Below are 14,092 nucleotides of genomic sequence, written 5' to 3' on the forward strand. Positions count from 1 at the left end.
CCACTGACCTTAAGGAACGATGACGGTAATCTTCTTGGACATCAGCGGCGGGTCATGCGGGACATGATTGTGATCCCCCATCAGGAGCTGCAGCGTGTGCGTCCCCGGCGGCAGCTCGACCCGGGCTTCCGACTGCCCAGCGCCGAAGTGCAGATGATTGTTGTCCGCCGGGATGTCTTCGTCGAAAGGCGGTAGCGGCGAATTGATAATCACATGGTGATGGCCTGTATTGGGCCATTCGACCCCGGCGGGCGCAACACCGATGCCCCGGGCGCCCATCCGCAACCAGAACTTTCCACCTTCGATAACGGTCCCGTCATTCGGCCAGATAATGTAAACCTTGGCATCCTTTGGCGCCGGTGTATCTCCGGCAAAAGCCCCGGTGAGGCCTGCCGTCATACCGACGGCAATCGCTCCAACCGCGGCCGCAACCCTGCCAAACGTGAAAAATCTGCGCATCGCACTCCCCTGCTTTATTTTCGTATGGTTATTACAGTGCTGAAGAAAACTACCATAGCCGGGCGAAGGGTGTAAGGCGTTTATCGTTCGATTCAAGAACTGTAGTGGCCCGACGCAATAAAGCCGCCATCATGAATATTAACAACATCGCCAATACTGACGGGAACGCCCCGCATCCGCGCACCGCAGTTGTCTCAAGCGCCAAACCAACTATAGTGACTATCAAAGCTGGAAAACGGCGTGAACTCTATGGGTGAAGCTAGGCGGTTTTTATCGTTGAGAGCATCCTGGCAAGACCATGATGGCGATCGGTTCGTGATAATTCGTGGAAAACCGGGATGTGAGCGCAGATCTTACCCAACAGTGAGCGTCATATCCGGGTTTTGAGTATTTCAGGGCGCGAAATCGGACGACCTGAGAAGGGCGCGGCCGATGGCTCCGCTGCAACGACACATGCGAAGTGGTATCTGACAGTATCATGATTAGACTTACGGGATTCATTGTTGCGCTTACCGCTGTTGTCTCGGTGAGCAATTCGTCAATCGCAGCCAAAGAGAGTGTTTCCTTCACTGAGCCAGCGCTCCTGCTGTCTTCATCAGCAGCGTCACCGGCACAATATGTCCAGTTGGCGATGGCACCGCAGAGGTCGCGCGGTATCCTTCCGAAGAAATCAGGCGCGCACGACCTCGAGTTCTGGAACGCCATCAAGGACAGTAAAGACGCCGCCGATTACGAGGCCTACCTCGAATCCTTCCCGGAAGGCAGCTTTGCTCCGTTGGCCCGTCTGCGCATTCGCCAGTACAGCAAAAGCGAGGCCAAAGAAGAGAGTAACGAGCCGGACTTCAGGGTCGAAGACATGGAAGCCCCTTTCATTGCCCTCGCGAACGCCAACATCCGCGCGCTCCCAAGAGCCGATTCCGATAAGGTCACACAGGTTGCGAAAGGCGAGAGCGTCGAGGTTACCGGACGTGTCGTCGGAGCCAACTGGTTCCGGGTCCAGGTCGATGGAGGCCGCGGGTATGTGTTCGGCGACCTGATCAGGAGCGCCATTGCTTCAACCGCCCCCGCGAGGCCTGCCGCAACACCGGCACCGGCCACAACCCCGGCCGCACCTGCACCGGCCCCGGAAAAAACCGCACCCGAGCCGCAAAAAGCCGAAACCACACTCACCGTAACGGCAGAGAAAGCGCCGGCCGAAACCAACACGTCGGCTGTCGCCGCGTTGCCCAGCGTCACTGGACTGAAAGACTGCGAGTTCTGCCCGGAACTGGTCGAGATCGCGCCCGGAAGCTTCACGCTCGGGTCCAATTCGGGCAACGATAACGAGCGCCCGGCGACCAAGGTTACGATCCAGAAGCCTTTCGCCATCGGACGGCACGAAGTGACAGTGGGTGAATGGGCCTTTTGCGTTGAAGATGGCGGCTGTAGCTATAAGCCCAAAAAGAACGCAGGACAGAGCGACCAGGACCCCATGCGGAATCTCAGTTGGCTTGATGCCATGGAGTACGTGAACTGGCTCAGCAAGAAGACCGGCCGCCCCTACCGACTGCCCAGCGAAGCCGAGTGGGAATATGCCGCGCGTGCGGGCACCACGACACGCTTCTGGTGGGGTGATAATGTCGGTCAGGGTCAGGTCGACTGCGAAGACTGCGGCAGCGACTGGGAGCGCAGGAACCCGCCGAAAGCCGCCTCCTTTGCCGCCAACCCCTTTGGTCTGCATGACACCAGTGGAAGTGTCTGGGAATGGACGGCAGACTGCTGGAGCAAGTCTCATGACGGCGCCCCCAGAGACGGCTCGGTCCGTGACAGCGCCGATTGCCGGCAACGGGTTCTACGCGGCGGTTCCTGGCGAAACGAACCGGAATACCTGAGCTCAGCGTCGCGTTTCAACTATGACGCAAACGTGCGCTATCTGGTGAACGGCTTCCGCGTCGCTGTCGGTGCGCAATAGCCCTCCGTTTGGTTTGGCCGGTGGGCGCACGGTGGTCTGCCGCCGGCGCCCCGGCATCCTGAGGGCTAATATTCGGGTGACAGGGAAATATGTCCGTTAAGCCCCCAAAGCGCATTGCCGTGCTGGACCGTCTTGATCATGCGCAGGGTTTTGGGGGAGCCGCCACGCTCGGTCTGATTGACCAGGCGCTGACTCTCGCAGGTTTTGAGACACTTGATGCGGCCCCTCTCCTTGAGCAGACCGCGCGCCGACCTGAAAGGCTGCCCGACGCCTGGGTGACGGTAAGCGATCATGCACAGCACCAGGATGCCGAGCGGTTCTGCCATTCGCAGTCCCTGCCCCACCACTATGTCGATCCCACGCTATCGCATGGGTCCGAAACCTCGCCACATCAAAGGGATAACGGTTCAAACCATCTGACGATCGCGCCGTTTCTGGATCCCGGTCCCTATTTCGCGGCTCAACGGGACGCCGCTTCTCTGCGGCAGAATCTTTCCCAACGGCATGCTTTGCCTGTCGATAGAAGCTGGATTTTTCTGTCAATTCCTTCGGGATGCGAAACCAGCGCTCTCTTCTCGACGTTCGAGATTCTGTCCCGCCTTTATATGCTGGACTGGAATCTCATCGTCTCCGCCGCGGAGGAACATCACGATCAGGCCTCTCAGCTTCTTCCAGGCCTCTCCGGGAAAAGCAGATACCTGCTGCAGAAGTATGACGTGCGCGAGCGCATCGCTTTTATGGCGGCAAGCGACCTCTGCCTCTCGGTGGAGCGCAGTGGCGGCGGGGTCATGGATCTGCTCGAAGCTCTGGCATCGGGCCTCGCCGTCGTAGCGAACAAAAGTGCGGAGACCGAAGCCATCGTCGAAAACGGTGTAACGGGCCGGCTCTCCGCCGCTGGAAATCCCGCTTCACTCTCGAACGATCTCACCTTCCTGCTGCGGCATGACAATTTCCTGCAGTCCTATCGCGGAAAAACCCGCGAGCAGGTGGCCGAGCGGCATGATATCCATGTCGCGGCCCGGAGGCTCAGGCGCATGGTCACCCGGGAAGACGATCTCTGCTGATCCTGCCTGAAGCCTCCCCAGCTTCAGCGCGCGGGGGTGGTGGTGATGAAGAAAATGTCGGCCGACAAGCGGTTTGCATCGGCACCGCGCGCAAGTTCATCCAGGCGCGCGCGGAGATCCGGCAGATAACTGCTGGCGAACTCGACTTCCTCGCGCTGCACGCCGAACAACGGCTCCGGCGACGTCAAAACCACCACCAATTCAGTCCCGAACGGCGCCGCGATCGTCCAGCTCCTGACCGAGTCATCCTCGCCCAGGGTCACGTCGAGATCCGCCGAACCCAGATTTTCCGGATAGGCTTCGTTCGGAAGAATATGGAGCACACCGCCGTCAATGGAGTAGTAGTCCACGTAGACATACGACTCATAACCGGGAAGTTTCATGTCGACGATCAGACTTTCGTTCTCGACATAGACTCCGTCCTCGTTCCGTGTCCGTATCGTAAGACCGGTATTCTCTTCGCGGTTTTTGCGGACATAGGGCGTAAAGACCTCGAGTGGCGCACAGAGCGCACCATCCAGCAATCCAACGGAGAAGCGGGTGTTCTCGACTCCCGACAGATTCCCGATTTCGTCTCTGAGCAGATTGATCTCCGCCATGGAGCCGGAATAACCGGTCACCGAAATGGAACCGCCCTCAATTTCGTGACGGATGTCCGCGCAGGACGCGCGTCTGACGAGTTCGTCGATATCTTCAGCTGTAAAGCGCACCGGCGGGATGAGCGCTTCTTGAACCCTTTCTGGTTCCTGCGTGACCTCTGGCGCCGCATCCGCCTCTCCTTGCACTGTCACTTCAGGTTCAGGAGATACTGCCTCGGCGGACGCTTCCGGCGCAGGGTCTGCTGGCTCGGGAGCGACCTCAGCCGGCGCTAATGTCCCGGGCTGGGACGCCGCGCCCGGAGTCTCGTTCCCGCTATCGCTTTGAGCAACAATGCCCGACCCGGATGACGCGGCTTCCTCAGTCTCGTTCGTCGAAAAGTAGAAGCCGCCTCCCGCCAAAATCGCGACGCCTGCAACGGCCGCGACAAGACGCAGTGCCCTGCGGTTCTCGCCACCCGCGCTCAGTTCGGAGACAAAGGTTTCCACATCAGCAATGCGCTTGCCGCGGTCGAAGGCAAGACCGGCGGCCAGTGCCTTCCACTGTCGCCGGTTCAACTCCGGCGGCTGTTTCGGGACCAGCGCATTATCCCGTGCCTCGGTTGCCGGCATGCGCCCGAATGGATGGCGCCCCGAGATCAGTTCGTACGAAATGCAGGCGAGTGCATAGACGTCGTCGCGCGGATCCGGCTCCTCGTCCTCCAGCATTTCCGGACTCGCGTAGGCTGGTGTTAAGGCTCCGAGCGAACCGGCATCGAAGACGGTGGCGTCCGCCTGCGGGTCGTCCCCCAGTTTCACGGCGCGCGCGATCCCGAAATCGATGACCTTGGCCGGTCCCGTGTCGGTGATGAAAATATTGCCGGGTTTGAAATCACAGTGAACGATGCCCTGCTTGTGAGCGAAGGCCAGGGCGGCGCCGACGTCCTGGATGATCTCCAGGGCCTGATCGAGTGGAAGGCCCTTGAACCCGCCGGACTTGGTGATCTTGTCGAGCGGCTTGCCCTCCAGGTACTCCATCGTCATGTAAATGGATGTCCCGTCCCGATCGAAGTCGTAGACGGTCACGATGCTGGGATGGGCCAGGCTTTGGGCTTTCTTGGATTCGCGCTGCAGGGTCCGGAGCGATTCCGGATGGGCCCGGAAGTCTTCGTTCAGAATCTTAACGGCGATGTAGGGATTGCGGTCTTCCGCCTCCTGCTTGCGCAGGTCCAGGGCCTTGTAGACGGTTCCCATGCCGCCGGTTCCGAGGCGTGCCTCCAGTACGAAACGCTCCTTGAGGGTATCGCCCTCCTGCAGCACCTGGACCGGACCGTCGGCGAGTTTCTCCAGATCACCGAACGTGCCGGTGCCGGTCGCCGTACCGCTGGTCGCACCACTTGTCCGTGAGCTGTCACTGGCGTCGGCGGGCCGCATTTCCGGCGTGACCATGCGGGTGGGCTCATCCGGGTCCACGAATGGACCGGGTTTTTGTCCCTCCGCGTCGTTGTCTCCAGGTGGCTTAGCGTTCATTCACAACTCACTGGCTTGCTTGCGCCTCTCGCCTGATAGTCCGGTATCCGAAAGCACAGGATTTCACTTTAGTAGCTTATAAAGATTAATGATCCTTCAGTCGAACAAGCTCTCCACCCGATCTACGCCCGGCTGGAATGGGGCACTACGGCGCAAGTGTCGTATCCGCCGTGCATTTCATCACCAGGGCCGTCACGTTGTCTTTTGCACCATTCGTCACCGCCGCCCGGACCAGGTCATCGGCCGCTGTATCCGCGGGAACCTGTGAGAGGCACTGAAAAATTTCGTCGTCTGACAGAACCTTGGTAAGACCGTCACTGCAGAGCAGCAACACATCATCCTCAATCAGCAATTCCTGACGGACATCGAGATTCAGCAAATCCTCGGCGCCGACGGCCCGAGTGATGACATTGGCCTGGGGATGGGACTCCGCCTCGTCGTGATCAAGGTGTCCCATGTCGACCAGTTCCTGAACGTAGCTGTGATCGCGCGTCAACTGAGTCATCTCACCCCGGCGCAGCCGGTAGATCCGGCTGTCTCCCGCCCAGAGGTAGGCGCAGTAGCGTCCATAGGCCATGAAGATGACCACGGTGCTGCCGATCACGCTCTGCCCGCCGCGCCGCTTTGCTTCCTCTCTCAGGTGTTCGTTGGTGTCGATGACACTGTCTTTGACCGCCGCCAGAAACGTCGGCGCCGACTGCGGAGGCGGCAAAGCGTCCAGGCGCTCCACGATCATCTTGCTGGCATAATCGCCGGCATCGTGCCCCCCCATGCCGTCGGCGACCACCCAGAGGCCGATGTCCGGGCGCGACAACAGCGCATCTTCGTTCAACCGCCGAACATTGCCCACATGGCTACAGGCTCCTGTCACATATTGGTAAACCTGTTCCGTCGACATCGTCATATCCCTAATTGCCAACAGGCGCTCGTGTGATGGAATTCAAAGTACACGCGATGCCGGGAAATGATCCGGCAAACGCCCCCAAAACTCTGCAGGTCTCGCTGTCACGAGCACTCGCACCTCAAATAATCCCGTCAAGAATGTCGTCGTCCAAGACATCGTCGCTCCGGCCGCTGCGTCCCAAGTCGTCCTCCCGCAGCGAAGTATCACCCGCATCCGCCATCCCCCCGACCCAGCCACTTTCCCGCCACTGGCCATCCAGGAAGGCAACGAACGCGCCCATGCTGGGCAATCCGGCACTCACCAGCATCGACGGAACCACCTTTTCAGAACCCGCGGTCCACCAGAGGCAATAGCGCGGATAGGACTGGCGCAGGAAATGATTCAACAGAGCTGCGGGATCGGGCGCGAAGCCATCAGACGGATCGACGGCAATCCGCAAACCACTCTCGCCGGCCTCCCGGTCCAAGGGTGTCATGCCCGTGCCGCGGTGATCCGGTATACCAAGCTCCTGAATGCGCGCGTCCACGTCTTCGAACTCCGCCCCTTCCTCCAAAGCCGTCAGCACGGCGTCCTCCGCCTGCGCATACCAGCCTGATGCCTGCTTCGGCAGTCCGGCGACGCTCCGGCAATCTTCCAGCTCAACTGCCAGCGTGAGCGGGAAGTAGCGCCCGACACGATCGACCGAGGGCATGAGCACGCCGGTCATGACCTGCGGCCCTCCGACACCGGCGGAAAGCGCAAAGCGCCAGATCGGACTGGTCATATAGATTGATAACCAGTCTTCCCCGAGACTCTCCTGACTGGTTTGCAGTCCGTTCTGCAGCCAGGTATCCCAAACCTCGACGAACCTCTGCGGAAGCCGGCGCGTCACAAAATCGCCCTTCGAGGGCAACTTGCCATAGAAACCCGGCTCGCCTTCGATGTGACGCCCGTTCTCCGGCCCCTCCAGATCCATATCCTTGTCGTCGTTCATAGCACCTCCATTGTGAAACCCCGGCGCGGTCATAGCGACGATGGGCAACGGAACTGCTGGAGTTCCGGCAAGGTGAAAGGATTGACGACACTGTTGGCGCGCAGTTCATAAGTCACCGTGCGGTTGCCAACTTCGAAGGTCAGGTTGAAACGGTCGGCAAGACCGCTTTTCTCGATCGAGGCTTCATCCAGCATGCGGAACCAAGACCAGGGCCCCTCGCGTGAAAGACTCGAACGTTGGCCCGGAATGAGTGGCGCGAAGGATACGCGCACCTGGCTTGGTCCGCTCGGCCCCGGCCACTTCAGACGTGACGGGCGTTGCGGTCCGTGGCGGTAGGAGATCGACTGGCCATCGAGGTCGAACACCACCTGTGTCGCCTGCGCGTCCAGATCGACCGGCATCAGCTCGAACTGGACACCTGGCGTCTGTGCGCCTCCGAAAAAGAGACTGTCGCGAATCACGGAGGCGCGCTGAAACTGCACCAGCACGGAGTCGGGAATCCCGAGACTGACGTTATCGACCTTTTGCCATTTCCAGGGAATGCGCGAGGTGTCGACAAAGGGCTTCAGATAGGTCGCGAAGAAACCGTCGATCTTACCGCCCGGCGCGAACAAGCGGCCGAAATCGTCCAGGGCGATTTCCGCATCGCTGTCCGCGAACACCGGATAACGGTTGTTCAGCGCTGCCCGGCAGGTCGGCAGAACCTCGGACTTCCAGGCCGCATCGATTTGCGAACGCGCGCCGCCGACCGTCACGCTGGAACTGCTCTTCGCCAGGGCCGAGAGCCAGCCCTTCAGGGGATCCGGCAAGCGCGACGCCGTGGACATGATCGACTGTGCCGCACCGCCACCGGCACCGCTTGCCGCCGAAAGAGCCGCCTGCCCCTGGTTGCCGGAAATGGCGAGTTGGTTCAGCTGGGTATAGAGATCGTTCAGTCGCCCAATCGCGCTGTCGAGTTGCGTTGGTGCGCCGGGTTCGCCGCGGCTCAAGGCGTGAAGGCTCTCGTACCGCCGGTCGATCACAGCGCCGGGCACTTCGCCACCCTCCTCCGCCAGCGCGGAGCCGACAATATTGGCCAGGCGTTTGGACTTTGACTCGAGGCGCTTCTGAGCCGCCGCTTCCGCGGCATCGCCCACGGCCTCCAGCGCAGTGGGCGCGCTCTCCGGCAGCGGGGCGGTCAGCGTCGTCTCGCGGGTAATCGCGAGCAGAAGCAGTTTGAGCGGAGATCCGTTCGGCGCCGACACAATATTGAGCACATCCACCGAGTGATTGAGGTCGCGGAAGGGAATGATCGCGAGGTCCGCAATCAACACATCCCAGAAGGCGGCATAGTCATCGAAGTAGCGCCGCATGACCTCGCTCCTGAGGCGTCCAAGCGCGGCACTGTCCAGACCGATCTCTTCTTCAGGGCCCAGCACCCAGCTTTCCTGTGCGACTTCGCTGGCGACCTGGCTCACCTGGGGCAGGAAGACGGTCTGAAAGCCATCGTAAGTGTAGAGGCCGGGAATGGCCTCGGTCAGCGGCTTTCCGGAGCGGCGGACGAACACCCGGTTCCCGTCGGCCCCGATCTTGTCGCTGGCGCGCCAGGGTGTCAGCTCGCGTGCTTCCGGGCTTTGCCGGATCACCGCATAGGCCCGTTCCGAGAGCGGGAAGGCTCTGAGACTCTGCTGCACCCGCTCGACCAATGTACCGTCCAGCGGGATCTGTTTGAGCGGTTCCTCCAGCAGCGCTTCCAGATGCAGCATCAAGGGTTCGCGGATGCTCTCGTTTACCTGCCCGGGGAAGGTCGCGTTCCAGTCCAGAACGAGCCACTGGCGCACCAGATCCGCATCGACAGGTCCCTGACGCCCCAGCATCAGATAGACTTTCAAAGCCTCATAGAGATAATCCGGCCGGCTGATGTTGTCGCGTAACTGCCCCTCAAGGCGGACCAGCAGACGCGGCAGAAACAAGGAGCTGAGGCCCCGGCGGTAAGCCGAGCGGGCCTGCGCCCCTAGCTTATCGCCCTGGTAAAGCCCCAGGGTCATGCTGAGCGGGACGTCTTCGTCCCGCGCCGCATAGCCCGTGGGCATGTTGCGCAAGGCGTTGAGGGCCGGCAGAATTCGCTTCAGATCCGCGTCCTCCACCGCGTTGAACGAGAGCCCCGAAGTCGCGGCTTCGTAGGCCGTAATACTCTCTTCGACCTCGGCAATTTTCCCGCTGTTTCCGCTATAGCTGGTGACCCAGGCTCCCGCGGCCCCGAGCAGGACAAGAACAGCCAGAGCGTAGGCAGCGTTCTGAACCCAAAACCGCCGGCGTTCCACCTTTCGGTTGGCGGTCACGGCGCCCGCTTCGGCAAAGACCACGGAACTCAGGAGACGGGTCAGGAAGTAGCTGCGTCCACCGCCGGAATGGGCCGACAAGGCCTGGCGACCGATCCCGAAGGTTTGCGCCATGGTTCCCATCAAGCGGTCGATCGGCGTCCCGTCCTGCGTTCCACTGGTGAAGTAGAAACCGCGCAGCATGGGAATGTCTTCATAGCGGCTTGGCTTGAAAATCTCGTCGAGGAAGTCCTGGATAGGCCGTTTCAACGACGCGATCTGCTGCGGGAAACCATAGATCAGGCTGCGGCGCTGGATATCCGGTTCCTGATGGATACGCTCCACCAGCCGTTCGTTCAAACGGTCGACAAGCGCGTCAAACTCTTCTTCGAACTCGGCGACGACCCCGGTTTCAGACTCGGCCGCCTCCAGTTTGAAGGTGGTCCCCCAGACCTGATCCCGGTCTTCCCGTCCCAGGTCATCGAAGAACTCACTGAAGCCCGCGACCAGATCGGCCTTGGTGAACACCACGTAGATCGGAAAACGCACCCCGAAATAGTCATGGAGTTCACGCAGGCGCTGCTTGACCGCATGAGCATGGGCAAAGCGTTCCGTATCGCTCAAGGTCGCCATATCCGACAGGCTGATCGCCACGATCGCGCCATTGATCGGCTGTCGCGCCCGGTACTTTTTCAAGAGATCCAGGAAACCGGTCCAGGCGGCCCGGTCGACGGCCTGATGGCTGTCCTGCGTGGTGTAACGGCCCGCGGTATCGATCAGGACCGCCTCGTCGGTGAACCACCAATCGCAATGCCGGGTCCCGCCAACACCACGAACCGAATCCTTGCCGAGCTTTTCCGCCAGGGGGAAGCGCAATCCGGAATTCACCAGGGCGGTGGTTTTGCCCGCGCCAGGCGGGCCGATAATAATGTACCAGGGCAGCTGGTAGAGGAATTTCCGCCCGCCTTTGCCGCCCCCGAGGCGCGTTGTCTTCAGGAGGTCCAGCGCATCCTGCATGCGCTCGTTGAGCACCGCCACTTCACGATCGGAGGCTGCGGCCTCCTCGCTGTCCGCATCCCCGCCGCTCTCCGCGAGGTCTTCCATCAGCGCTTTGTCGGCCTTTTTCGCCTTCACCATCGCGATCAGGTTGATCAAACCCCAGATCAGGAAAATGACCACCACCGTGAAGAGACGCACAATCGCACTCTCCAAGGGCCGGACATCGGCGATGGCGACAAGCGGGCCGATGAACCATACCAGCAGGCACAGCAGCAACGCGCCGACAAAGGTCACAAACCAGCGCGAGCGGAGTATATCCAGCAGCTTAGACATCGGCGTCCTCCCTCGCTGAACGAGAGAACGTCGCGCCGGGCGCGGCGGCCCCAAATCCAGGGGGCGTTGCGGAGAAGACCAAGGAAACGAAGCGGTTTAGCCGGGTCATTGGATCACCGCTCCTTCCTTGATGAGGATAATTTCGATGCGCCGGTTTTCGGCGCGTCCCTCAGCCGAAGCATTCGAGGCAATCGGCTCATTGTCTGCGCGGCCATCAACCGAGAGTCGACCGGGATCGGTCAGAAATCCGGTCAGGATTTTGGCCACCGAGGAGGCGCGCGCCAGCGAAAGATGCCAGTTGGAGGGAAAACGGACGGTCCGGATCGGAATGTTGTCGCTGTGTCCCGCCACCACGATCTGGCCGGGCTCGCTTCTTAAAGCATTCCCAATCCGCTCGATGATCGGCAGATAGCTCTCCTCGACCAGCGCACTGCCGGACCCGAAGAGGCCTTTGTTACGCACGCGGATCGTCAGTGCCTGGACATCTTCGCTGACCACGACGAGCCCCTGCGCGATCTCCTGTTCCAGGAAGCCCTCCACCCTCGGAAGGAGTTCCGACTTGATCTCGGGCGGCGGGGGTGGTGGCGGCGCATCGACACGCGCCAGCGTAACGGCACCGATCGGCGGCAGTTGCTGCAGTTCAATCGCAACTACATCGGAATCATTGTTCAGGCTGTAACTGAACAGCACGAACATCACCGTCACCAAAGCCGCGGTGCCGACCGCGATCACCCAGAGCGGCACATAGGAACTCAGCGGCTTGTGCCCGGCATCGACCCCGCGCCAATGGGGCGAGAGCTCGCGCTCGAATTCGCCGCGCCGCGACCGGATCAGGCGGAACAGGCCCTCGCGGACTTCGCCATGCCGGATTGAACCGCGGCTCATGACCCTGTATTTGCCCTCGAAGCCCAAGGACATACAGAGGTACATCAGCTCGAGCACCTCGGCGTAGCGGCCCGGATCCCGCTCGAGCTTTTCCAGCAGGTCGAAGAAACGCTCCCCGCCCGAAGTCTCGTTGTGGAACAGAGCGACCATGCTCTGTTGTCCCCAGGCGCTGGACGCGCCCCAGGGCGTGTTGAGCACCAGATCATCCAGGGTCGCGCAGAGTGCATAGCGGGCCGCACGCACCGACTGTGGGCTCAGCCCGGTCTCGTTCGCACGGCGTTCAAAGGCTTTAACCTCTTCGATCACACGCCGGCGAAGACCATCCACATCCTGGAGCTGTCCGGAGTTCTTCAGGCGCATGGCGAGCCCCAGCAGCGCGGTCGCCGCGCCCACCAGCGGATTGAAACTCGCCTGGCTCAGATCCGCCGCCGCAACAGCCGGACCGGCACGGCGCGGGGAAACCGTGCGGTCGGAATCCGCCGCTGCGCCGCCGAGCGATGGCGCCTGCGTAGCGTCAGCTCCAACCTGCCCCGCTCCGGTCTGCCCCGCCCCTGGCCGCCGTCCGCCCGGCATGGGTCGGATAACCGTGCGATCCTCTTCAAAGGGATCGTCGCCGCTCATGCTATCTTCCCCTCTGGCATGCTGCTCCAATACACGGTTCCAGGCATTACAGTCCTCTTACGTCCCCCCAGCAACTTACGTTTAAGGGCAACTTACGTTGAAGGGCCTCGCCCCTATCCTGCCCTCATACGTCCACCGGCGTCCCCCGGTTCATCAGCTCCGAATCGCCCAAAGTTCCATTTCAAGACGCGGGAACTCGCCGGATACGTGAATTGCGATTCCGCCGGAGTTTTTAAGTTGCTTCCAATACTGACTGGACTGGTCCAGTTCGAAATAGGTTACCCCTGCATGGTAGGGAATCTGCCGTGGCGCGACCGGAAGCGGTCGCAAGGCGATTCCCGGCAGAGCCACATTCACCAGCTCGCGGATCTGTTCGACCGACCCGATTTTGGCCTGGTTCGGAAAACCGCGGCGCAGATTCTCAACCGGCAGGTCGGCCCGCACTGCCAGCACGAAACTGGAGTTGCTCAGGAGGCCTTTGTCGGTCAATGCGGCCACGTGAATTCCGTATTTGCGCGCCTGCAGGGGAATCGGCACCGCCGTCTGCTCCAGCACTGCGCTCAAGGCCTGGCGCAGCTCTTTCATCACAGGTGCAAAGCTGCCCTGAAGATCGTCGTGGCGGTACACGCCAAATTTGCCGGGCCGCTTGCCGGGCGCTGTGAAGGTCGAGAGTTCACCGGCAATGGAGAGCGCGACCGCATAGAAGGTTTCGGGGTGGACGTTGGCCGACGAGGCGAGATGCGCCAGCAAGGGCTCATAGCGGTTGACCGCCATCAACAGCAAAAAGTCCGCGATTTCGGCGACGCCCTTGGTGCCGGATTCCGAGACACGTCCCGCCAGGGCTTCGCCACGGTGATGAGTGAGACCAAGGATCTCGCTGATCATACCGCTCAGGACAGACGAGGCCGCGCAGTCCAGGCAAGGCGGGATATAGCGCTCATCAATCACCACATTCTTGTCCGCCCGCACCTCGACAATCCGCGCAAGCCCCAGACAGACGTAGCCGGCCCGTTCATCGGTCTCGAGCAGATACCGCAGGCGCAGCTTTCCGACCTGCATGGTCGAGACAGTCTCCGACCCGGCGTTCGAATCCGGTGTCTCGACTTCTTCGCCTGCGTAGCGCGCGACGCTGTCCGGCGAGCCGTCCAGATCAAACTCGGCCCCGCCGGGCTGACGCACGGGCAGCGCCAGATAGACGACACAATCGCGGGTATTCTCCGGCAGCTCCAGTGGTGGCGGATGATTGCTGTCGTCGGGAATGCTGAAAGGGGTTCCGTCCTCCAGAATGCCGCGGCAGACACTCAACGCGAACTTACCCGTGGTCAGGAGATCCCGATTAATCTGAAGATCCTGAATGCCCCAGCTGTAGGGGCGAATACCGTCCACCCGTCCGCGTACCAGCCGTTCAACATAGCGGTCGCTCTGTTGAAAGTGCTGGGTCTGAAGGAACATGCCTTCAGACCAGACGACTTTGTTATCCCATGCCATAAACTGTCTC

At 61.1% G+C, this 14,092-nt stretch carries 9 protein-coding genes; 2 read left to right on the forward strand and 7 right to left on the reverse strand.

All coding sequences use genetic code 11. From position 1 onward, the window contains the following. Positions 1-9 precede the first annotated feature (9 nt). The gene (locus tag FKG95_RS09670; RefSeq protein WP_218940148.1) at positions 10-459 is read right to left on the reverse strand and encodes a DUF4399 domain-containing protein; all 450 of its coding nucleotides are present in this window, start codon (positions 457-459) and stop codon (positions 10-12) included. A gap of 478 nt (positions 460-937) precedes the next feature. Between FKG95_RS09670 and FKG95_RS09675 the strand changes: the two genes are divergently transcribed. Next, positions 938-2,410 (forward strand): SUMF1/EgtB/PvdO family nonheme iron enzyme, encoded by a 1,473-nt coding sequence (locus FKG95_RS09675; RefSeq protein ID WP_179954023.1) that lies wholly within the window; start codon positions 938-940, stop codon positions 2,408-2,410. Positions 2,411-2,499: 89 nt separating this feature from the next. Then, positions 2,500-3,474, forward strand: a complete 975-nt coding sequence (locus FKG95_RS09680; RefSeq protein ID WP_142896154.1) for a glycosyltransferase — start codon at positions 2,500-2,502, stop codon at positions 3,472-3,474. Positions 3,475-3,497: 23 nt separating this feature from the next. On the opposite strand, the gene FKG95_RS09685 is transcribed toward FKG95_RS09680, so the two are convergent. The 6 genes from FKG95_RS09685 to tssK all read right to left on the reverse strand — a co-directional run bounded on the left by FKG95_RS09685 (position 3,498) and on the right by tssK (position 14,082). Further along, positions 3,498-5,579, reverse strand: coding sequence for a serine/threonine protein kinase (locus FKG95_RS09685; protein WP_142896155.1), 2,082 nt, complete (start codon positions 5,577-5,579; stop codon positions 3,498-3,500). A gap of 145 nt (positions 5,580-5,724) precedes the next feature. After that, positions 5,725-6,477 carry a PP2C family protein-serine/threonine phosphatase gene (locus tag FKG95_RS09690; protein ID WP_179954024.1) on the reverse strand — a complete coding sequence of 251 codons (753 nt, stop codon included), beginning with the start codon at positions 6,475-6,477 and terminating at the stop codon, positions 5,725-5,727. 124 nt (positions 6,478-6,601) lie between these two features. Beyond that, on the reverse strand, positions 6,602-7,456 hold the full coding sequence (gene tagF / locus FKG95_RS09695; protein ID WP_218940149.1) for a type VI secretion system-associated protein TagF: 855 nt from the start codon (positions 7,454-7,456) through the stop codon (positions 6,602-6,604). A gap of 29 nt (positions 7,457-7,485) precedes the next feature. Next, the gene (gene tssM, locus FKG95_RS09700; RefSeq protein WP_142896157.1) at positions 7,486-11,088 is read right to left on the reverse strand and encodes a type VI secretion system membrane subunit TssM; all 3,603 of its coding nucleotides are present in this window, start codon (positions 11,086-11,088) and stop codon (positions 7,486-7,488) included. A gap of 105 nt (positions 11,089-11,193) precedes the next feature. Next, a complete protein-coding gene (gene icmH / locus FKG95_RS09705; RefSeq protein WP_142896158.1) occupies positions 11,194-12,594 on the reverse strand; it encodes a type IVB secretion system protein IcmH/DotU in 1,401 nt (466 codons plus the stop codon). Between the two features lie 153 nt (positions 12,595-12,747). Then, entirely contained in the window at positions 12,748-14,082 is a 1,335-nt protein-coding gene (gene tssK, locus FKG95_RS09710) for a type VI secretion system baseplate subunit TssK (RefSeq protein WP_142896159.1), read from the reverse strand. Between the last annotated feature and the right edge of the window lie 10 nt (positions 14,083-14,092).

The organism is Denitrobaculum tricleocarpae (assembly GCF_007004665.1).
Classification (GTDB): Bacteria; Pseudomonadota; Alphaproteobacteria; order Kiloniellales; family Kiloniellaceae; genus Denitrobaculum; species Denitrobaculum tricleocarpae.